23 protein-coding genes, 1 pseudogene and 1 riboswitch are annotated in these 17,671 nt (G+C 53.0%); of the genes and pseudogenes, 11 read left to right on the forward strand and 13 right to left on the reverse strand.

Annotated elements, in window-relative coordinates:
• Window positions 1-752 precede the first annotated feature (752 nt).
• Together NGM06_RS22690 and NGM06_RS22695 are read left to right on the forward strand one after the other, a co-directional pair.
• Window positions 753-1,673 carry a ParA family protein gene (locus NGM06_RS22690; RefSeq protein WP_254270847.1) on the forward strand — a complete coding sequence of 307 codons (921 nt, stop codon included), beginning with the start codon at window positions 753-755 and terminating at the stop codon, window positions 1,671-1,673.
• Window positions 1,673-2,083, forward strand: coding sequence for a DUF7970 domain-containing protein (locus NGM06_RS22695; RefSeq protein WP_254270848.1), 411 nt, complete (start codon window positions 1,673-1,675; stop codon window positions 2,081-2,083). Before NGM06_RS22690 ends, NGM06_RS22695 begins: the two co-directional genes overlap by 1 nt.
• Window positions 2,084-2,255: 172 nt before the next feature.
• Here the strand turns inward: NGM06_RS22695 and NGM06_RS22700 are convergent, their stop codons facing one another.
• Genes NGM06_RS22700 through NGM06_RS22710 form a run of 3 tightly spaced genes read right to left on the reverse strand, consistent with a single transcriptional unit; the run spans window position 2,256 to window position 5,210 of the window.
• Window positions 2,256-3,380, reverse strand: coding sequence for a hypothetical protein (locus NGM06_RS22700; RefSeq protein WP_254270849.1), 1,125 nt, complete (start codon window positions 3,378-3,380; stop codon window positions 2,256-2,258).
• Window positions 3,381-3,415: 35 nt separating this feature from the next.
• Window positions 3,416-4,861, reverse strand: a complete 1,446-nt coding sequence (locus NGM06_RS22705; RefSeq protein ID WP_254270850.1) for a hypothetical protein — start codon at window positions 4,859-4,861, stop codon at window positions 3,416-3,418.
• The gene (locus NGM06_RS22710; protein ID WP_254270851.1) at window positions 4,854-5,210 is read right to left on the reverse strand and encodes a hypothetical protein; all 357 of its coding nucleotides are present in this window, start codon (window positions 5,208-5,210) and stop codon (window positions 4,854-4,856) included. Before NGM06_RS22710 ends, NGM06_RS22705 begins: the two co-directional genes overlap by 8 nt.
• Window positions 5,211-5,277: 67 nt before the next feature.
• Here NGM06_RS22710 and NGM06_RS22715 point away from each other — a divergent pair, with 67 nt between their 5' ends.
• A complete protein-coding gene (locus tag NGM06_RS22715) occupies window positions 5,278-5,598 on the forward strand; it encodes a type II toxin-antitoxin system VapC family toxin (protein WP_256568020.1) in 321 nt (106 codons plus the stop codon).
• Between the two features lie 372 nt (window positions 5,599-5,970).
• Here the strand turns inward: NGM06_RS22715 and NGM06_RS22720 are convergent, their stop codons facing one another.
• From NGM06_RS22720 to NGM06_RS22730, 3 genes are all read right to left on the reverse strand, one after another.
• The gene (locus NGM06_RS22720; RefSeq protein ID WP_254270853.1) at window positions 5,971-6,603 is read right to left on the reverse strand and encodes a hypothetical protein; all 633 of its coding nucleotides are present in this window, start codon (window positions 6,601-6,603) and stop codon (window positions 5,971-5,973) included.
• A 48-nt stretch (window positions 6,604-6,651) separates the two neighbouring features.
• Window positions 6,652-6,897, reverse strand: coding sequence for a type II toxin-antitoxin system HicA family toxin (locus NGM06_RS22725; protein WP_254270854.1), 246 nt, complete (start codon window positions 6,895-6,897; stop codon window positions 6,652-6,654).
• A 69-nt stretch (window positions 6,898-6,966) separates the two neighbouring features.
• Window positions 6,967-7,188 (reverse strand): type II toxin-antitoxin system HicB family antitoxin, encoded by a 222-nt coding sequence (locus NGM06_RS22730; RefSeq protein WP_254270855.1) that lies wholly within the window; start codon window positions 7,186-7,188, stop codon window positions 6,967-6,969.
• A gap of 126 nt (window positions 7,189-7,314) precedes the next feature.
• Between NGM06_RS22730 and NGM06_RS22735 the strand changes: the two are divergent.
• A pseudogene (locus NGM06_RS22735) lies at window positions 7,315-7,587 on the forward strand (IS5/IS1182 family transposase); the annotation flags it as partial.
• A gap of 93 nt (window positions 7,588-7,680) precedes the next feature.
• Here the strand turns inward: NGM06_RS22735 and NGM06_RS22740 are convergent.
• Complete coding sequence (locus NGM06_RS22740; protein ID WP_254270856.1) at window positions 7,681-8,097, reverse strand: hypothetical protein; 417 nt, start codon at window positions 8,095-8,097, stop codon at window positions 7,681-7,683.
• Window positions 8,098-8,106: 9 nt separating this feature from the next.
• Window positions 8,107-8,589, reverse strand: coding sequence for a hypothetical protein (locus NGM06_RS22745; RefSeq protein WP_254270857.1), 483 nt, complete (start codon window positions 8,587-8,589; stop codon window positions 8,107-8,109).
• Between the two features lie 195 nt (window positions 8,590-8,784).
• On the opposite strand from NGM06_RS22745, the gene NGM06_RS22750 reads away from it, so the two are divergent.
• Window positions 8,785-9,435, forward strand: coding sequence for a hypothetical protein (locus NGM06_RS22750; protein ID WP_254270858.1), 651 nt, complete (start codon window positions 8,785-8,787; stop codon window positions 9,433-9,435).
• A 155-nt stretch (window positions 9,436-9,590) separates the two neighbouring features.
• Here NGM06_RS22750 and NGM06_RS22755 read toward each other — a convergent pair whose 3' ends face one another.
• The 4 genes from NGM06_RS22755 to NGM06_RS22770 all read right to left on the reverse strand — a co-directional run bounded on the left by NGM06_RS22755 (window position 9,591) and on the right by NGM06_RS22770 (window position 13,656).
• Window positions 9,591-9,758 carry a twin-arginine translocase TatA/TatE family subunit gene (locus tag NGM06_RS22755; RefSeq protein WP_256568021.1) on the reverse strand — a complete coding sequence of 56 codons (168 nt, stop codon included), beginning with the start codon at window positions 9,756-9,758 and terminating at the stop codon, window positions 9,591-9,593.
• Between the two features lie 286 nt (window positions 9,759-10,044).
• A complete protein-coding gene (locus NGM06_RS22760) occupies window positions 10,045-11,088 on the reverse strand; it encodes a hypothetical protein (protein WP_254270859.1) in 1,044 nt (347 codons plus the stop codon).
• A 196-nt stretch (window positions 11,089-11,284) separates the two neighbouring features.
• Window positions 11,285-12,181 (reverse strand): hypothetical protein, encoded by an 897-nt coding sequence (locus NGM06_RS22765; protein ID WP_254270860.1) that lies wholly within the window; start codon window positions 12,179-12,181, stop codon window positions 11,285-11,287.
• Window positions 12,182-12,417: 236 nt separating this feature from the next.
• A complete protein-coding gene (locus NGM06_RS22770) occupies window positions 12,418-13,656 on the reverse strand; it encodes a tyrosine-type recombinase/integrase (protein WP_254270861.1) in 1,239 nt (412 codons plus the stop codon).
• 502 nt (window positions 13,657-14,158) lie between these two features.
• Between NGM06_RS22770 and NGM06_RS22775 the strand changes: the two genes are divergently transcribed.
• Window positions 14,159-14,521, forward strand: coding sequence for a DUF7344 domain-containing protein (locus NGM06_RS22775; protein WP_254270862.1), 363 nt, complete (start codon window positions 14,159-14,161; stop codon window positions 14,519-14,521).
• A gap of 188 nt (window positions 14,522-14,709) precedes the next feature.
• On the opposite strand, the gene NGM06_RS22780 is transcribed toward NGM06_RS22775, so the two are convergent.
• Window positions 14,710-15,033, reverse strand: a complete 324-nt coding sequence (locus NGM06_RS22780) for a hypothetical protein (protein ID WP_254270863.1) — start codon at window positions 15,031-15,033, stop codon at window positions 14,710-14,712.
• A 124-nt stretch (window positions 15,034-15,157) separates the two neighbouring features.
• Window positions 15,158-15,226, forward strand: a riboswitch (Fluoride riboswitch).
• Window positions 15,227-15,235: 9 nt separating this feature from the next.
• On the opposite strand from NGM06_RS22780, the gene NGM06_RS22785 reads away from it, so the two are divergent.
• The 5 genes from NGM06_RS22785 (at window position 15,236) to NGM06_RS22805 (ending at window position 17,587) form a co-directional block, all read left to right on the forward strand.
• The gene (locus NGM06_RS22785; protein ID WP_254270864.1) at window positions 15,236-15,631 is read left to right on the forward strand and encodes a CrcB family protein; all 396 of its coding nucleotides are present in this window, start codon (window positions 15,236-15,238) and stop codon (window positions 15,629-15,631) included.
• Window positions 15,628-15,996, forward strand: coding sequence for a fluoride efflux transporter CrcB (gene crcB, locus NGM06_RS22790; protein ID WP_254270865.1), 369 nt, complete (start codon window positions 15,628-15,630; stop codon window positions 15,994-15,996). The genes NGM06_RS22785 and crcB overlap by 4 nt, the downstream gene beginning before the upstream one ends.
• Window positions 15,997-16,245: 249 nt before the next feature.
• Window positions 16,246-16,890, forward strand: a complete 645-nt coding sequence (locus NGM06_RS22795; RefSeq protein WP_254270866.1) for a helix-turn-helix domain-containing protein — start codon at window positions 16,246-16,248, stop codon at window positions 16,888-16,890.
• An 88-nt stretch (window positions 16,891-16,978) separates the two neighbouring features.
• Window positions 16,979-17,299: a DdfA family disk-determining factor gene (gene ddfA / locus NGM06_RS22800; protein WP_254270867.1), complete on the forward strand. Its 321-nt coding sequence runs from the start codon at window positions 16,979-16,981 to the stop codon at window positions 17,297-17,299.
• A complete protein-coding gene (locus NGM06_RS22805) occupies window positions 17,300-17,587 on the forward strand; it encodes a hypothetical protein (RefSeq protein ID WP_254270868.1) in 288 nt (95 codons plus the stop codon).
• Window positions 17,588-17,671 lie beyond the last annotated feature (84 nt).

The raw sequence follows: 17,671 nt of genomic DNA on the forward strand, positions 1-17,671 counted from the left end.
TCCTATCGCTAATAGCTAGGTCGAGACCCCGGAAAAGAGCAGCGTATGCGGGATGTGTGAGATCGTTACCGTTTGTACAAGTGGTGCAAATTGTGAAATTGGTGCCGATTGTACCCTTGATAGTATATGTGGTATTGTTAGTGCGAACGCGACTACCTTCGGCGAGCTGCTGAGAGTTACTCAGTCGATAGAAGGCTAGAAATGGTGCCGTTTGTACAATTGCTACAAATTGCACAACCGAAAACTGATTTTACGGTCTAATCCGGGGATTAGCCTAAACCAAACACCCACTACCGATTACACAATTTGTACAACTTGTAGAACTGGCACCGGTTGTGCAAAATGGGCTGATTGTATAATCGGCTGTAAATAGAACTACCCTCATCAGTAGAACCACTTTCTAATTTCCTACTTGATCGGCGTGTGTTTATGGGGCTCTTGGTGCGGTCGTTGGACATTATACAATTTGCACTGATTGGGAAAACGGCACCAATTGTACAATTGGTACCTGCTGTATCGACGAACACCTATCAATAAACTTGCCTCACAGTACAAACGGCGCAATCGTTACACATTGTGCAATCGGTTCAGCTTGTAGAATCGTTATCTGTTGCACAATCGGTGGAAATCTTTATAGAGTCTGAGTGAGCGGATTAGCTTACAAGACTTGGACTCGGCACACTCGGTACCAATTGCACAACAGCTACCGATTGTACATTCGGTATAATGTGCGCCGATTCCAGAACACCCCCATGACACAGAACAAACCCTCAGAGGTTCTCGAACCCTACGAGAGTATCGAGCCGGAACCGTGCGCTGTCGCCGTCAACCTGCTTAAGGGTGGGTCTGGGAAGACCACGACTGCGATCAATCTCGCCCGCGAACTCGCTCACCGGAACGAACAGGCGCTTATCGTCGACCTTGATGACAACGGCCACATGACATTGAACCTCGGCTACGAGGACATCTACGCGAGCGCCGCCGACGAGGAAGACAACCACGCGAAGGATGTTATCGTCGACGGCGACGACCCCCGAGAACACATTGTCTCGGTTGCAGAGGGTCTCGACCTCTTCCCTGCTCATGAGGACCTCGAAACCGTTCAAAGCGCGCTCAAGGAAGCGACGATGGGGACGACGAGACTGAAAAAGAACATCGTGGACCGACTCCTCGGCGATGAGTATGACTACATCGTTGTAGACTGCCCGGCGAATCGTGGGAAACTGAACGACAACGCAATGTACGCAACCGGGAACATTATCCTACCACTTCGCCCGGAGAACGGCTACGAGAGCGGACTAACCAATACAATGAACCGGCTTGTCAAAGAAGCACGCGAATACTTCGACCTAAACATTCTCGCCGTCGTCCCGACAGATCTTCGTGCGCGCATAGACTACGACACACGGGATCGAAGCCTACTGGAGGAGTTGAACAACCTCGGAAATGCAGATGCGATCATCCCGAACTTTGCTCGTATCACGGATGAAGACTGGCAGGCTATCGACGCCGGTGATTACGACGGTCCCCTCCCCGGAATTCGACATCGTGGCGCTATCGACAAAGCCCACGACGTCGGTAAACCACTCCGCGACCACGACCCAGAATGTGACCAGCTTCCATATTACGCGGAACTCGCCGCAATCGTCGAAGTCGGAGAGGTGGTTCGATAATGGGCTTCGAAGATTTAGATGAAGCCGCTGGCGAGCAATCGAAGGACAAAGACGAGGACTCAACGTCTGAGACGACGACCTCCGAAACGGCGACTGAAACCGACTCCGAGACGACCTCCGAGCGCGAACAAGAGTCGGAACAAACTGACCCCTATGAGGAACCTGCGTTTCCGTTCGTGCAAGGCGATATGCAGACGAACGTCTACGCCCGTAAGGAAACCCGTGAAGCCCGAGAAGAAACCCAGAAGTTCGAGGTAGACCGCATCCTCCACGAACACGGCGTGAAGAACGTGGCTGGCCGCGAACACCATGACGCAATCTTCCGGATGGCCGCCGACCATCCCGAACTCTGGGCCCGCTACATCATGGAGGCCCGCGGCCTCGACATACCAGACGATCTCTGTGAGTGATTTCACTCCTGATTACTTGATTGGCACCGTCTGGTTAGCACGATTTGCATGAACACAACCGCTACAACCCGCTCGTTTCTCAAATCGTGCTAACTAGACGGTACTCTTGAAGAAATAGGTGAGCGTATTTGACTGTTAGCGAGAGAAGGAGGTCAGTTGTCGAGAGCAACAATTACAGAGGATTTAATTTGGAGAGTTTGCCGCCTCTCTTCGATTCCCAGTCATATCGCTGTAGACGATACATCGGTAAAATAATCAGTATAGTTCCGATGAAGAGAACGGCTGCCGCGAATAATCCGACCCAAGCGGTGACTTCTCGGATTAGCCCCGCCGAAGAGTTGAACGCAACCTCGATAATCCAAGGAGAGATCACAACCGTACCAAGAGACCCGAAAACGGCTGCAAGGGCTTTAGAGTTCTCTGGGTTCTCGGAGAGGTCATTGTACTCCTTGATCTTCCCACGTGCATCCTCGGCAATACTAAATGCCGTGTCGGAATTCGATACAGGTTTGACTGTCCCATTCTGTATAAGATGAGTATGCAAGGACTCGCTCGGTGTCTGGTCACACTCACAAATTACGAAGTGAGTTGATTGGTCAATCTCCCCTGCGAAATGAAGTTGTCCTATTTCGATCTCGTCGTCTGATCTCTGAACGTTTGTTAATCCCTCCGGATCTTCCTCAACGGAAGCATTGTGTTCTCTGATGAAAAACCGAATCATATCTTGGACGCCTTCCTTGTTACCCTGAACCGCAGGAGATTCCATGTCGGATATGTCAAAATGCCGTAGCTCCTGACAGCTCAGTAGTTCTTCTCGAAGTGTTTCCCAAAACCCGTCGTAGATGGTCTTGTACCATGGGTATACGTGGTCTATGTTATCACCACCTGTCGGTTCAATTAACCAGAATAGCACGGCACCTTCCATCAAGTCTGGACTATCGCCATTCAGACTCTCCCCATCGAGATAGATGTAGAATGATAGTTTTCCTCGTCCCTCTGACTTAACATCCACTCTCCATTTGCTGTTATAGGGCTCTTCATCGTTGCAACGCTCTGGAGAGGAAACACTCTGGAACCACCCCCTGTTATCAAGTGCTTCGACCCACTCAGACACGATTGCCTCATCGTCCAGCACGTACTCTTCGTCGTCCCCGTTAGTATCCCGGAGGTTGAATAGACGCCGCCAGTCCCGCTCCGTATCGTCCTCAGTCAGGCTACACTCTCGGGCTTTCTCTTCCAGTTCCTCCTCCTCAAATGGATACTCGCCTAATCGGTCTCGTGCAGGGATACCGTCCATGCACTTCCGGACGAAATTCGCGGTCTTGGGCGATATCATGCCCTATATTTGTTCTCTATACTTCTAAGGACACTTATTGGTGAGTCATGCTCCTCGTTGAGTACTGCATGGAGGTGATTCCAAAGTCGGTCAAAGTCATAATTCGGTTGCTCTAGTTTGAACTCGGCCATGTCATCGAAGAACCCGCTCACTTCACTCAAGAAGTCCGGTGAGTCATCAATGTTGGATACACTCGGATAGCTATCTGAATCGAGACCTTGATCGATCTCGATTTTCAATAGCACCTTCCCTGCATTCGCAATTACAGATCTGTAGGCCTGCACTTCTACTTCTTGGAATGAGGGATTCTCTACCTCGAAGAACTCGTGTACAATGTTCTCCATCGCCTGTGTTTTCCTTGATTTGTAGGAGTCTGATCCATCAAGAATCATTTTTTGGAATAGCTCGTCGATGAATTCTTCGATTAGGGATTCCACCCTTTGGAGGTTCTCCTTGTATTCCAGTATCGTTAGAAGGTGCTCGACCACAGTATCTGCGAAGTCAGGCTCAGTTGGCCTGGAGGTGGTTACGTGCCCATCGCGATACGCTCTCACCTGAACGTCGCGTGCCTTCGTACTCCCTGTGTATTCAGTATAGAACTTAACCTGGTTGATGACTCCCTCATCCTGTGCTGGACTTACAATACCCGTTCTTGCGAGGGCTTCCGTACGGTCCCCGCGGTACTTCGCGGAAGTGAGGTTAGCGTTCCTAAAGTCACCGAATCCGAGACCACAGTTCTTCCCGTCCATGAGATTCTGAAGGGAGAGAAGCTCGTTCTCTCCAAGCTCCATTGAGGTAGAGATTGTACCGTCCGCCCAGGTCTGTACGAGAGTGCGAATTCTGTTCCTCTCACCCTTGTCGGTTCCCGACTGAGTAATCGCGATTGCCCCCTTATCCAAATATACGCGACACTCCACATCGATTTGATCGCGGAATCGAATTCTTCTGTCACTAATGTCGTCTTTATCGATGTTTTCAGCGTTCTCGGTGTCCACCGTTTCAATATCCGAGAGCACAAAGAGGATATCGACAATGTTGTCTCCGTCGTACGTCTCGTATTCGAACACTCGCTCAGAGATAGTCCTTGAATCGACCTCTTCGGGGTCGTCGTCCCTGACAATCTCCTCGAGCGACTCGACAAGAGAATTGTATTCAAGTCCCGCCGCATTATAGAACTGGAGATTCGCAGTACTCCCTTTTTGTCCAAGTTCATCGAATAGGTCCTCGTAGAAGGCATCACGGCGGTCTTTTTCGAGTTTGTCACGAAGCACATCTATCAGGTCCGTTTTTGAGTTCCCCGTGAAATCACTCTCAACTACTTCGGTGTTTTCGATTAGCTCTTGGATGACCCGATTATCGGTGTTCCTGAAGTCTTCCAGATTGAGGCGTCGTCGCTTCTCCGGGATGCTAGCTCCCTCCCAAAGGAAGTAGCGGCTACTCATCTTCAGTCTCGTATTGTAGGACGTTTGTCCGAGAACCGATGCGCTTCAGTTCCGACTCGTATTCCCCAAGCGCAGCTATTACCTCGTCGATGACACGGTATTCCGCAAAAACTTCCTCATAGGCCGCTTCGGCGTGCTTTTTCTGTATCGTCGCGCTATCGTCTGCGTTCGCTTTGTCCTCTGCTGTCTTGATCATCGCCCTCGCCACGCTTTCCAATTGCTGTTGCATGTAGTCGGTTGTGGCTCTCCCGACCTGCGTATCGTCAGAGGTTGCTTGCTTGTGGAGTTTGTGTAGTGGATGGCGTTTTATCGGATTGGGCTCGCTATCCTGAGAGTCGCTGTCAGTCATTACTGCGCGTCTTATTTTTGAGGGGATATATATTATGGGAAATCAACCTGTAGGTCTTATAGACTGAATCGAAACGCTCTGTACAAACCGGTCAGTTCTCTTGGAACTTGCGACGTTGATACTGCGGAAGGTCGGGCACGCTGAAGCTGTAGAGACGGTTGAGACCATCCGAGCGTTCGAGAACTTCAACATCCTCCCCGTGGACAAACCCGCATTCAATGCTGCCTGTGATGGGTTCGCCCAGTACGACGACCACCAGACCTCGTTCGTTGACCACACCGGTAGTATCCTCGCTGGAAGCCGTGACATCAACCACATCTTCGCGTTCGATAGTGACTTTCGAACACTCGGATTCACCCTCGTGCCCGAGGACGTCGGGGGACTCTGACTGACGAGTTTCTGCCTGGCGAGTAGTATCTCATTCTCAGGTTGACTAACGAGGATAGAACCCGGAAACTCATTTTCAGTCGGTATTGAGAGTAATAGCGTTAACCAACATATGGCCGAATTGGGGGATGATTGTTGGTTAAGGCCACCAAATACTGGATGGCAGAAATGATGACGATGCTGATGGTAAGCTAAAACTACGCAGTGGTCTGTGCGAAATCTCTAGAAGGAAGCGTATTGGAATCGCATTAATTAGATTTACGACCACATTGGTGGTTTCGACGCAAATTCCAAGTGGCGTTTGTCCGGGATCATCAAACAGACTAAGAGAGATTCAGAGGTATTGAACGTACCGCAGAGTCAAACGAAGGTGTTAGTGGTTATAGTCGTCAACTGCAGCCTGAAGCCAGTCCGGGTACTCGATTTCACCGTCGACTGGATGAACACCACCGTAGTCAAAGAGGCACGGGTACTCCCGCTCTTCGTGAAAACCGATATTCTCCGGAGCGTCTTCGATATGCCATCCTTCGTCTTCCAGCCATCCCTCAATTCGCTCAGGCGCATTCGAATCAACATAGTACTCTTGCCCGTTCCCGATGTACGGGAGATCGCCAGAAATAGGCGACACAGGAGTCACGCGCTTCATGAGGAGCCAACGGTACTTGTCATCCCAAGCATCAACTGGAGCAAACAGATCAGCGTCGCTGTTCCCATACACTCGGTTCCAAATTTCGACTTCACGGTAGTTCTGCGGGGACGGGATCCCGCATATCTTTGCGACATAGAACGTCTCATGCTCCCAATCGTCGAAATAGAACTCAGTGATATATTCATCCGGGAACGGGACGATTGCGCGAGCTCCACCTCCACCAGTGAACAGTTGGAGTCCGTGTTCTTCAACAAGTTCTTGGAGTTCGCTTCTCTCCCCGCTCCAAGCCTCACAAAGGTCGTTCAGGAACTCAGACCCTTCGTCTGTGATAGTATGTTTAGCGTTTGGTGCTGTCATGGCTGTCGCTTCGATAATAGTATAGAAGCAGGAATGGGGTGACGTGGGTCAAATCATCTTGTCGATTTCATCGAGGAAGGCTTGAAAGTCGTCCGCCCCCGCTTGATCGGCGATACTACGGAGAGTACCGGTGGACAATTCGTCGTGTAGCGGGACGCTCACGTTTCGCTTTTCCCCGGTATTTGGGTCGATGTACCGGAGCTTCACGTGGCTCCCTTCCTGATCGACCTTCCGGAAGCCCCAGTTACCGAGCGCCTTAATGATGTCTCGGCCTGAATACGTCCCTCGTGGCACTACCAGTTTATACCGGGGCTCGGCATAAAAAGTCACCCGTTCGGGCGCGTGCGCGTGAGAGGCGGTCGGTTATAGCCAAGGGGCCGTAGACTCTTCCACGACGTCGTCTTCCTCTGGAACCGGACGTTCGTGGAGCTCAAGGGCCTCAGCTAGGTTTGCAAGGGCTTCAGCCTTTGTTTCCCCTTGGCTCGCAACCCCTGATTCTTCGTCTTTGGCGACGTACCACCCGTCACTCCGGGTAATAACGACAGTCTCGCCATCGCCATTGGGGTTGCGAGATTGAACTCCCATAGTTCTATTTCCACTCGGGAGGTTCATAGGTTTTCCGACCGCGAATTGGTTGGCGTGTCGAAAACCAGTTCCTCGGCTCTGTTGAAATCCTCAGAGAGTCACAGATTCCCCCAGTAGTTTGACCGGATGCAAGTCCTCCCGAAGTCGCGGTTAATCCGGTTTGTTGAGTAGACGTATAACTTAGTTCGGCGAGTTGTCGCTCGCTACTCCTCAAAGTTTTCGAAACGACGGTATATACTTCACCAGCACATCGTTTTTCTTTGCCTCAAAGTACGGAAGAATACGACGTACCGGATGCTTCTCGACGAACTCATTGAGATGCCTCGGATTCGAAACGCCATCGATCTTGAGGAACTACCATCTCACTCAACGTTGTGTAAGGCGTTCAATCGGTTCGATAATCGTGCGAAGGATATCTTCGATATTCTTGAACGTCCGCCCCAAACGTACTGAATCTTTGTCCCGTACTTTCTACCGTCGAAACTACCGTCATCAGTCGTCAATACCCTCCCCTTCTATTTCTTCTTCTAGGAGTTCCCGAGTGCGCTCTTTCCCCACTTCTCCGATTAGGCTCGATAATGACTCACAGGATACAGTGTCAAGATACTCCTGGGACTGAACGTACATCTCTGCACGTGTTCCCGTCTCCTCGGCGACGGCCTGTGCCGCTTCGAAGGCAGCCCAGTTATCCCGATCTGCATCCTTGTCGTCGAACGAACTCCCCCATCGTCCCGGTGTGTAGATGGGACCGGCCCCATCTTCGGTCCGGTTGTACTGGAATCGGAATCGACCGACACAGTCATAATGCTCGTACAATCCAATAGTGACTTCAAGTGAGACATCGTCTCCACGTCCTACATCTTCGACGACCCACTGCCTGAATTCGGAATCTGGAGTTTTTGCTTCCATAAGTCAAGCTCACGTGACGTCTGTATCTTCTAAAGCGTCTACGCTGGAGTCCGGAACGTGTGGCAATCGTTCTTGGACAGCGACGAGAACCCCGTCGTATTCGTCAGTCGGATTCACCGCTACCACTTCGTAGATGCTCTCGTCGTACTCCAGTAGCCGAAGGAGGTAATGCGTACGGGGGTAGCATTTCCGTTCTTCTCCCTCAGAATCACAGAAAAGGACGTGAAACGGTTTCCCAGTACCGTCGGAATTTCGGTCCACGTCGTAGTCAAAGTCAACTGCTACGATTGAATAATCCCTCTCGAAGAGATTCCCCTTTTCCAAGAAGAACTCATAAGACCACGCGTCGATCTCACCGGAGACAACAAGGAACCAATCTAACGGTACTCGGTGGTAAAACCGGTCTATTCCGAAGCCAGTATGTTCGGTTTCGATTGGCTCGGTATAGTGATGCTCCGTCGTGAGAGGGGCAATTGTGTCTGGCGGACCCATGAACCCAGTAAATGCTCGCAGTCTAAATAATCTAGAGTCTAGGTCTCCATAGTCGCAGACCTGCACGCTTGGTGACGAGGTTACCATCTTAGCTTGATCGCAACGATATGACCACGTGCAAGCAGATTTCCTCAAATTAGGCAGACTCGGCTTGCTCCGAAATCGCTATGCCGTGCGAATATCACGACATACGTAATGTCTGACATCGGGCGATGGGTCGTCTGGGGATTGCTCCCGTCTGTAATCGGCGGGCTTCTCCTCAACACCATCGTTCCCTTCGATACAATCAACAGCGAGGTCTTCGCAGTCGTACTAACGGACCCGATACTGCGAACCGGAGGGTTAATCATCGTGCTCGTCGCTCCCGTGTACTTCGCCGTGAGCTACATCATCGGGCTCGTCTCCTCGCTCGTAGACCGGCGGCGAGAGATTCAGAAAAGCAACTCTCCGAGCGCGTTTAGTGTTCCATCGCGGCCGAGTAAGTTAATTTGGCACGGTGTCGTCCGGCACTACGGTGCTGACTGGTTCGTGACGGTCGGTGAACCACGACGTGGCAGTCAACGATATGCGTACATTGAGAAGGGGCCGTGCTGCCCGAACTGTCAAACAGAGATGCTCCGGCGGAATAAGACGCGCCTCTTCGTGTTGAAACGTCGCGTATGGTTGTGCCCAGAGTGCGAGACGGTCGTTGATCGGCCGAAAGAGATGCTATTTGAGGAGGAGCGCGGCGTGAAGAACGTTGTCGAGAAGCATGTAATTGCGTCGTTGTCCGCTGATGATCCGGAAGAGTACATCGAGTCGCTAGATAACATCGACACTGGGCAGTGGGGGAAGCGAGTTCGCTAACCGGGTTGATCCCTGGAACTCTTGGGACGGCGCTCATGTCCGCGTCGCGGGTACTCCAGTCGCGGTCGCACTCGACGCCTCGGTACACGCGCCACCGGTCGGTGAGACCCCAACGACATGTACGGAGCTGCATCGAGGACTGGCAGAGTGGGTGCTCAGTCATGGATCTTCACCGTCCTCGGTTTTCTCGCGTCTTTCTGGAACTCGCCGATGTCTCTACCCATTGACCGGGTGAGTTCCGGGATTTTGTTCGCACAGAAAAGAAGTACTGCTACTGCGAACACGATGAGTAGCCTGGGTCCGCCTGACATACACCCGAGCATGATGACCACCTTTGGGACTCGGAGGTCGTGTCGACACGCTCATACTCGTCAGAATCGATTCACTCCTCGGGTTATAACTCGCAGAGTTCCTCCGTGTCGTTAGCGGATTATATATTGTGTTCGTCTACGTAGTCCTCGCCCACGAGTACTTCGGACCCGACGTACGCGATGGAGACCGTCGAATCGTAACCCTATACTCATTGACGACCGCCCTAACAGGGGCTTTCATACGGAAGGGATGTACGAGCAGACAGAAGAGGAGTCGCAAATTCTTGGTTAATTGCCGCTAGGCCGTTTGACGTTCGTAGAAGGCGTCACCGACGATTTGACGGACATCGGGTGCTAAGATGTAGGTTCGCCGTGCTGGTTTGGATGATCGGCCACCTGTGGAGCTTCGGCGGCTCCTGTACCGGATGATTACGGCACCGTCGTTGATAAGACGGGCTGCGGTATCGGAGTGGTCCTGCTCTACGTGATCGTCTCGGGCGACTTGCTGATTCCGATAGAGATCATCTTCACCGTGTGTGACGGCTTCGATGTCGTCTAAATAGGGGTCCTCTTCACAATAGGAACGGATCGTGCTCCGGACATCGCGTTCAAAGTCGTCGAGACCCTCGGCGAAGGCATCAAACAGGTATCCGGGTATACGGATGTAGTTATAGCCGTAGGCGTTGGAACTGTAGTAACCTCTGACTGCGCCTGCTTCGATAAGGCTGTTCAGTAGTTGGTCAACGTCGCTCTCGTCAAGGTTGAAGCCGTAGATGAGTGTGTCTTTGAAACCCTGTGTTTGGATTTTACCGGCCCCCGTAGCAGTTTTCCCGAAGGAGGATTGGTGCCGCTCTTGGCGGTCGCGGCGAAGCTGATAGGCGGTCCAGAACAGTTGTTGTTCCATCTCATCGGCGTTCTGTATCCGGTCAACGGCGCGCTGACGGAACTCGTCATAGTAGCCATGGCGGTCGAGAACGTCGGTGATCGCATCCTTTGCATCGGAGGCTCTTATGTTCTCGTCGTTCCAGTGTTCGCGGATGCGTTTAGCGTCAAGTCGTGCTTGATCAAGGTCAACGTCGGTGTCAGCGAACCGTGTCTCAACGTTGTCGATGTATCGTTTTTCTGAACGAATGTAGCGGCTGAGTTGGGTTAGACAGTACGCACCGACGATGCCGTACTCGTCGATGTGGTCGTGGAGGAACTGTTCGGTTGGGCTGTTAGAGCCGTATTTTTCTCGTTGGACTTCGCGGCGGATGAACTGACGGATACGGTCCGCCATGTCAGGGATGTCTTTCATATCGTCGCGGAGGTCGTCGTCGATTCGGATTGAGTAATTTGTCATCGTACTATAGTTGTGATACAGTACTACATCTAAGACACTTCAATCTATAGGGATAATCGGATTCTCTGATTATGTCGGGACATCTCCCGATTTCGTCGAGATAGATCGGTATGAGCTACTACGGTGCTGAGAGGGACCTATCGAATATCCGTAGAAACGGTTTCAAAGAAGCCTGATATGCACACTCTAAGTATTCCTACTCTCCTAACCCGGCCATAGTTTGCTTGAGAGCAGAATTCGCGGCCGCTCGCATCTTCCATAATGGCGGAATCGCCAGATTGTCCTGATCAAGTATCCCTTCAATGTTCTCTCCCTTGTCGGGGTGTTTGACCCTGTTGACCATCTCGCGCCACGATTCAGCGTCGTTCACGCTCATTCCCGTACTCTCGGCGATTACCTGATCCTTTTCATCGTATCCGGGGGAGAGCGTGTTTTCGCAGACGTAGTAGAAATTGGCAGCGGCGGTCCAGAGGTCAGATGACAGGGCGTCGTCGTACATGTGGAGCGCGACGCGGATGTCAGCCTCCGCGTCCGATTCGATCCGTTTCGAACGGTACTCTCGGACATCCCGATAGACGGACGCCACGTCCCCGGAGATTTCGATTTCCTCGGGTATCTCGTTCATTCCGAGCAACGCGGTCGCAAAGTTGCCCAGAGAGAGTCGGGACTGATACTTCAGTGCGCCCCTCTCTGATGTGTAGGCCCCAGATACTACTTGGCCGGGGCTCTGCGAGAAGAAGACCGGGTCGTCCGTACACAAATTGAGGGAGATCAATAGATCGAAGATGTCCGCGTGTTCTCTCAGAGGCGGATCCAGTTCCTCTAAGAAACAGCGAGAGACGATCCACCAGTGGCGTTCCGGGTGGTCTACGGACTCCTCCACGCGTATCTCGCGGTCACTGGTGACCACTTGTCGCCCGTGATAGGCCTGTTCGTTGACCCGTAGATCGAATGTTTCGCTTTGTCGGAATTCCAGCTCTCCTCCGTCGTTCCGGATAGTTTCGACCTCGTCTGCTTTCTCGTCGACGCGTGATTGATTACCCGTCCGGATCTGACTCAATGGCCGGAGATAAGACGGCACGTAGGTAGTCATCTCCTCGATATATTCTACTAAAGAACAATAGTGTTAATGTCGATCTCTGGTAGGAGTGCCTGCTAATGGCCCTCTGAACTCTATGGTGCTCGCATATGTACCCGAACAAGTTCGTCACGTTTCGAGTCAAGCCGGTGCCGAAGTAACGAAAATTCCCTATACCGGGTCAAACAAAAGCCCGACCTACCCACAGGCTACTTCTTATCGTTATCTCCCTTGACGGGAGATACTCCCAACTACGCGCCAAATGCGTCTGCGAGCAACTCCCGCATTGCAGGCCGCCGGGCCTCCCGGCGTTTCTCTTCAGAGAGATAGTTCTGATGCACCACATCCGCGGATGAACTTCCCTGCTCGTCAGCGATGATATCGAGGCGGTCGAGTACGTCGGCAAGCGCGTCTTGATACTGGCTATACCAGAATCGGCGGGCCATGTGGGGCTTCGGGAGGCCGCCGTCGATGCGGACATCAGCCTGTTCGGCGAGTCGGTGAAACCGATTTCGGACAGTATCCGAGTCGATGTGGCCGGTCTCGGCCTGCGCCGAGGGAAAGAGGTAGCCATTCCACTCGTCGTAGTCATCGACGAGTTCGCGCTGGCGCTCTTGGTAGGCGTCCAAGCCGTAGAGGAGGCTGACCGTGCTCGGGCCGTTCTTCCGCTCCTCGAACTCGAGGTGTGGGTCGTCGGAGTCGATACCGACGAACTGGTTGACGTGGAGTCGCGCGACTTCGCCCGACCGTAACCCCCACGCGGCGAGTGCAACGAGCAGGAGCCGGTCTGCGGGCGTGTCGGCCTCGTTGTTGAGTGCGCGGACATCCGAAGGGGAAAGCGCCTTGTTGTCGGGTTCTGCGCGCTCCCAACCGAAGTCGGTCGTCACCCCGTCCAAGGGATTATAGGCGGCCGCGCCGTGCCGGTCGAGTCGGTCGTACCAGCCCTGGACAGTTCCGACGTAGGTGAATTTCGTGCCGTCGGTCGCAAGTTTGTCGTCGAGGACCTCCACAACTTGGTAGGCGCGCTCTGTTTCGGCGGCCTGCTCTGACGGATCAGACAGCGGCGTAAGGAGGTCCGACGTCCCGTGGAGGTCCTCGTAGATTTGCGCATAGGTCGCTAAATGGGTACGTTTTGAGGCGAGTGTGGAGTCGGCAAGCTTCCGGCGGCGGTCGAGTGCGCGGAGGTAGGCTTCGAACTCGTCGATGGTCTTGGTGGATGAGATTTGCCAGGCGTAATCATCAGGTGATTCACCGGAAACGGTGGAGTCCTCAAGCCCGACCACGTCGGTGAGGAACTCTTTGACAGTAAGGTCGTGGTGTTCGCGAAGGGTATAGCCAATACCGCTGTATCCAAGGTCGGCAAGCGTCTCGTAGGACGGTCGAGTATGGGGGTCGCGTCCGTCACGACGCAATGCGGGCGCGATTTCATCCCAGTATAGTTCTTTGAGGGCGTCGAGGTCGTGGTGACTCCAGTTGATGGTCTCGCTCATGGGGGTGTAGCTGGATTTCTGCGGGGGTGAGTGATTCTAAGGTGGGTCATTTCTGGGTGCTGGGTTTTCGTACTATCTACTTTATGTTTTTGCTTAGTCGGTTGTACATCTCTACACAACCGAACTAACTACTATAACGAGCAAAACCATGATAAAATGGAATAAACCAAATAACGGTATACAGACTCTGACTTCTCGGAAGATCAGAGAGTCGGAGTTTAGATTTCTACAAACCACCATCTTTCGTATGTGTTCGGCGTGATAGAGATAGAACTGCAGTTGGGGAGCCACTCGGAATGTCACTCAGTAGTAGCAGCGCGATTTCCTATCCGACCGCATGCCAAACTAGAACACAGATTTTGGTAAGTACATGGTGCGAATTGCTCGGTCGTGAGTACCTCCTGCTATCAAGACGCAATTCACTGTCGCTCAAATAATCAAATGAACAATCTCAGTAAAAAACAGGAGGTGATTTATGGGGTGGGTGTCAACATATGACATAATGTCTGACGATGCGTGGGTGGGAAATAGTGGGGAAGAGAACCGGGGGGTGAACATCGGTCGGGTGGATGACTGTACGCTGAATGAGGCGCTCGACCTGCTCCGCGACCAACAGCGCCGCTACGTTCTCAAGAAGTTACGGGCAACAGACGAGGGGGTGGCGGTTATCGATGAACTGGTCGAGTATCTGCTTACGCATGACCCTGACGCGGATGACCGCGACCAAGTGGCACTGATGATCCACCACAAGACATTGCCACGGTTAGCGGACGCTGGCGTCATCGACTTTGACGCACGGAGCGATACCGTCCGATATCACGGGAGCGAAGTGGTGGATGACCTGTTGGCCGTCGTTGTTGAATAGGAGGGGAGTCCCAACGAGAGCGGTCGGCGCTTCTGTCTGGTCTCACTCCCTCCGTTTGATGATGCGGGTGACTGACGGATAACTCTATTGTGAAAAGACGTGTATGAGTTCGTCGCCCTTCTCTATCGCTCAATCCACGCTCTACGTTGCTCAATCCGTGGTGCGTACGACTCAGTGAACCCCTCCGGTCAGTCCCCACTGTCTCGAAGACGGCGTTGTTCCTTTCCTGTTTGAAAACCGATAAGGCTGACTCCGATGAGCATACTGAATATCCCAAGGAGGGCGAACCCAAGTGCCACCGTCGCGGTAGTCGTTGCCGTGGCAAACATGAGTTCTACGACAACGATAGCACCGCCAATGAGAAACAGCCCCATCCCGGCGGTCGTTATCGGGACTGCCCAGTACGTATACGGCATCTCGGATTCGACCATTATCTGCAGGAGAATGGCGAATGCAGGAAGCGAAAGCGCCACTAACTGTAGGAAGGTGAATGCGAGTTGCCTCTCAACCATACCCGCATTATCAGCGCAACGGAAATCGGTCTATCGGTCAATTCACGCTCTGCATTGAGCGACAGTTACACGGAGATTCTGAATCTGATTTCGGAGAACATATAGCAGACAGGTCACCACCATTATGTACAGGGGCGATGGAGTCCGCCTGTCCCAACCGCCATATACGATGGCTGATGACTCCTATCCAAACCCATCAGCCATGACCGACCAGCACACCCTCATCACCCGGCTCGAACTCATCGCCCTCATCGGCATCGGCGGCTTCGCGGGCTCCAACCTCCGGTACTTCCTTGAAACGGTCTCTCCGGGGCTTCTCAGCACACTCCTCGGTAATGCGCTCGGCAGTCTCGCGCTTGGTGTCCTGCTCTACGAAGCGATTTATACGGGCGTCATTACCTCCGAGACCCGCTTGGTCGCCGCCACCGGATTTCTCTCCTCGTTCACGACGTACAGCACGTTCGCGCTCCAGACCGCGTTCGCCCTCGTTCCGCTCTGGATGCTGCTCAACGTACTGGCGAATTACGCTCTTGGCTTCGGCGGCATCCTCCTCGGACGAACCATCGTCGCCCGCTACCAGCGGAGAGTCACAGCATGACAGAGATTCCGCCCGCGCACATCGTCGGCACGGGGGGCGCGCTCGGGGCACTGCTTCGCTACTACGTCAACCAGTCTCTCGACCAGACGGACCTGCCGGTCGGGACGCTCACTGTGAACGTCCTCGGGACCTTCCTCCTTGCGGTCGTCACGTTCGGGGGAGCTTCCCACGACCTCCTGTTGCTGCTGGGGGTCGGGCTATGCGGGTCATTCACCACATTCTCGACGTTCTCGTTTGAAACCGTCCGCCTGTGGGAAGCGGGCCGAAAACCACACGCCATCGGCATTGCGGTGGGGAACCTCGCTGGCGCGGGATTTGCCATCGGTCTCGCATGGCTGTTCACAGGAGCCCTATTCGGCTTCTGATGGCACAATTCCAGTCATGAGAACGAACAATGTCGTCCGCGACGACCATCCCAAACAGTCGATTTCTTCTTTCAAGCAACCTAGATATGGAATATACCGTTAGAGAAGTTTTGGATGTTTATCAGCCGTGGTGGGGAATTAGGGCTACTGAGATGAGGCGGTTGACGTAAAAACGCATGCCAGCACAGTCGCTAGGGCGGTGCCCGTTTCGGGCGATGAAGTTATGCCCCGCGGGTGCCTGTTGTTTCTATGTCCACGATAGCCACGTTCACCGTTCCTGCTGACGCCTTCCCACTCGGCCACATCTTCGACTCCTTCCCCGAAATCACTATCGAAATCGAACAAGTCGTGCCGACAAACAAGGCGATTCTCCCCTATTTTTGGGTGCGAGAGGAACCCGTTGAAAACGTGCAAAAAGCCCTCGAAGCACAAGGCGCGCTCAAATCGTACACGCTCGTCGACGACCTTGGCGACCAAGGCCTGTTCCGTGCCGAGTGGGACGCAGATGTTGAAGGTATCCTCACAGGAATTATAGACACAGAACTGACGTTAGTCTCCGCGACCGGCACCGAGGATGAATGGAAGTTCGAGTTTCGAGCCGAGGACACCAATCAAATCGCAGAGTTCCAAGAATACTGCGCCGACCACGACATTGAGATTACGTTAGGACACATTCATTCAATTGGAGCCCGAACCGATGAAGGCGCGCACGGCCTCACGTCGGAACAACGCGAGGCCGTCTTGCTCGCCTACAGGAATGGCTATTACGAGACACCGCCAGAGACGAACCTTGGTGAACTGGCGGAGGAACTCGGGATTGCCAACCAGTCGTTCTCAGACCGACTCCGCCGAGGGACACGGAATCTCATCGAAGGAACACTCGACGTGACGTAACCGTACCTTCCCCCTATTAAATCCGCTGAATATACTGTCCTGTGGCTCAACCGAATCAAGTGCCTACGGAGGAGTGGAAACACTCAAAATGACTAACTCTACTGGAACTGCTTCGGCTACGTCGCACACTACCACGAACAACGACGGAACGACGTACTGTGTTCAGGAAGGTGAATCGGTCACCGAGGCTGTCGTCCGCGCCGTCAGTGCTGAGAAAGACTCCCGCCCGGCAGAACTCGAATCACTCTACTCGGTCATCGAAACTGACGCGCTCAACGCGCTGTTCGGACCACAGCTGAGCGGCAACCGACGGATGGCGAATGGAGCGGTCGCATTCGAGTATAGTGGGTGTGAAATCCGGGTAACGCATGATGGAGAGGTTCTCCTCAGGGAAAGTGGAGGAGAGTAAATGTACCAGCTTGATTGTAACCATTGCGACGTGCTGGTTGAAGGGGAAGCCGTAGAACAGGCGAAAAGAGACGCGAAAACGCACCTTAAAGAGAACCACGCCGAAGATGTGTTAACTAATCTAAAGGAGCAGTACACAAACGTTCAATGCCAGAACGGGTGTGGATACACAGTTCCTATCGGTGTTGAAAACGTCGCAGGAGTAGAGTGCCCGGAATGTGGCCACGATAACTTTCCACAGCTCTTAGACCAATATGTCTTCTTCAGAATAACAGCAAATAAACCATGAACCGCTCTGTAGACCATGAGCATCCGCGTCTATCCCCTCAACCAACTAACGAATGTACTGACTGCCAAAATGAGGGAGGGAAAG

The organism is Halorussus aquaticus, from assembly GCF_024218795.1.
In the GTDB taxonomy this organism is placed as follows: domain Archaea; phylum Halobacteriota; class Halobacteria; order Halobacteriales; family Haladaptataceae; genus Halorussus; species Halorussus aquaticus.

What these genes read in the sequence shown, in the direction of transcription:
- NGM06_RS22740 (WP_254270856.1), bottom strand. Translation starts at nt 8,097, where the DNA reads ATGGAAGCAAAAACTCCAGATTCCGAATTCAGGCAGTGGGTCGTCGAA.
- NGM06_RS22745 (WP_254270857.1), bottom strand. Translation starts at nt 8,589, where the DNA reads ATGGGTCCGCCAGACACAATTGCCCCTCTCACGACGGAGCATCACTAT.
- NGM06_RS22730 (WP_254270855.1), bottom strand. Translation starts at nt 7,188, where the DNA reads ATGGGAGTTCAATCTCGCAACCCCAATGGCGATGGCGAGACTGTCGTT.
- NGM06_RS22705 (WP_254270850.1), bottom strand. Translation starts at nt 4,861, where the DNA reads ATGAGTAGCCGCTACTTCCTTTGGGAGGGAGCTAGCATCCCGGAGAAG.
- NGM06_RS22750 (WP_254270858.1), top strand. Translation starts at nt 8,785, where the DNA reads ATGTCTGACATCGGGCGATGGGTCGTCTGGGGATTGCTCCCGTCTGTA.
- NGM06_RS22775 (WP_254270862.1), top strand. Translation starts at nt 14,159, where the DNA reads ATGTCTGACGATGCGTGGGTGGGAAATAGTGGGGAAGAGAACCGGGGG.
- crcB (WP_254270865.1), top strand. Translation starts at nt 15,628, where the DNA reads ATGACAGAGATTCCGCCCGCGCACATCGTCGGCACGGGGGGCGCGCTC.
- NGM06_RS22770 (WP_254270861.1), bottom strand. Translation starts at nt 13,656, where the DNA reads ATGAGCGAGACCATCAACTGGAGTCACCACGACCTCGACGCCCTCAAA.
- NGM06_RS22695 (WP_254270848.1), top strand. Translation starts at nt 1,673, where the DNA reads ATGGGCTTCGAAGATTTAGATGAAGCCGCTGGCGAGCAATCGAAGGAC.
- NGM06_RS22755 (WP_256568021.1), bottom strand. Translation starts at nt 9,758, where the DNA reads ATGCTCGGGTGTATGTCAGGCGGACCCAGGCTACTCATCGTGTTCGCA.
- NGM06_RS22700 (WP_254270849.1), bottom strand. Translation starts at nt 3,380, where the DNA reads ATGGACGGTATCCCTGCACGAGACCGATTAGGCGAGTATCCATTTGAG.
- NGM06_RS22805 (WP_254270868.1), top strand. Translation starts at nt 17,300, where the DNA reads ATGTACCAGCTTGATTGTAACCATTGCGACGTGCTGGTTGAAGGGGAA.
- NGM06_RS22720 (WP_254270853.1), bottom strand. Translation starts at nt 6,603, where the DNA reads ATGACAGCACCAAACGCTAAACATACTATCACAGACGAAGGGTCTGAG.
- NGM06_RS22710 (WP_254270851.1), bottom strand. Translation starts at nt 5,210, where the DNA reads ATGACTGACAGCGACTCTCAGGATAGCGAGCCCAATCCGATAAAACGC.
- NGM06_RS22785 (WP_254270864.1), top strand. Translation starts at nt 15,236, where the DNA reads ATGACCGACCAGCACACCCTCATCACCCGGCTCGAACTCATCGCCCTC.
- NGM06_RS22760 (WP_254270859.1), bottom strand. Translation starts at nt 11,088, where the DNA reads ATGACAAATTACTCAATCCGAATCGACGACGACCTCCGCGACGATATG.
- NGM06_RS22780 (WP_254270863.1), bottom strand. Translation starts at nt 15,033, where the DNA reads ATGGTTGAGAGGCAACTCGCATTCACCTTCCTACAGTTAGTGGCGCTT.
- ddfA (WP_254270867.1), top strand. Translation starts at nt 16,979, where the DNA reads ATGACTAACTCTACTGGAACTGCTTCGGCTACGTCGCACACTACCACG.
- NGM06_RS22795 (WP_254270866.1), top strand. Translation starts at nt 16,246, where the DNA reads ATGTCCACGATAGCCACGTTCACCGTTCCTGCTGACGCCTTCCCACTC.
- NGM06_RS22765 (WP_254270860.1), bottom strand. Translation starts at nt 12,181, where the DNA reads ATGACTACCTACGTGCCGTCTTATCTCCGGCCATTGAGTCAGATCCGG.
- NGM06_RS22690 (WP_254270847.1), top strand. Translation starts at nt 753, where the DNA reads ATGACACAGAACAAACCCTCAGAGGTTCTCGAACCCTACGAGAGTATC.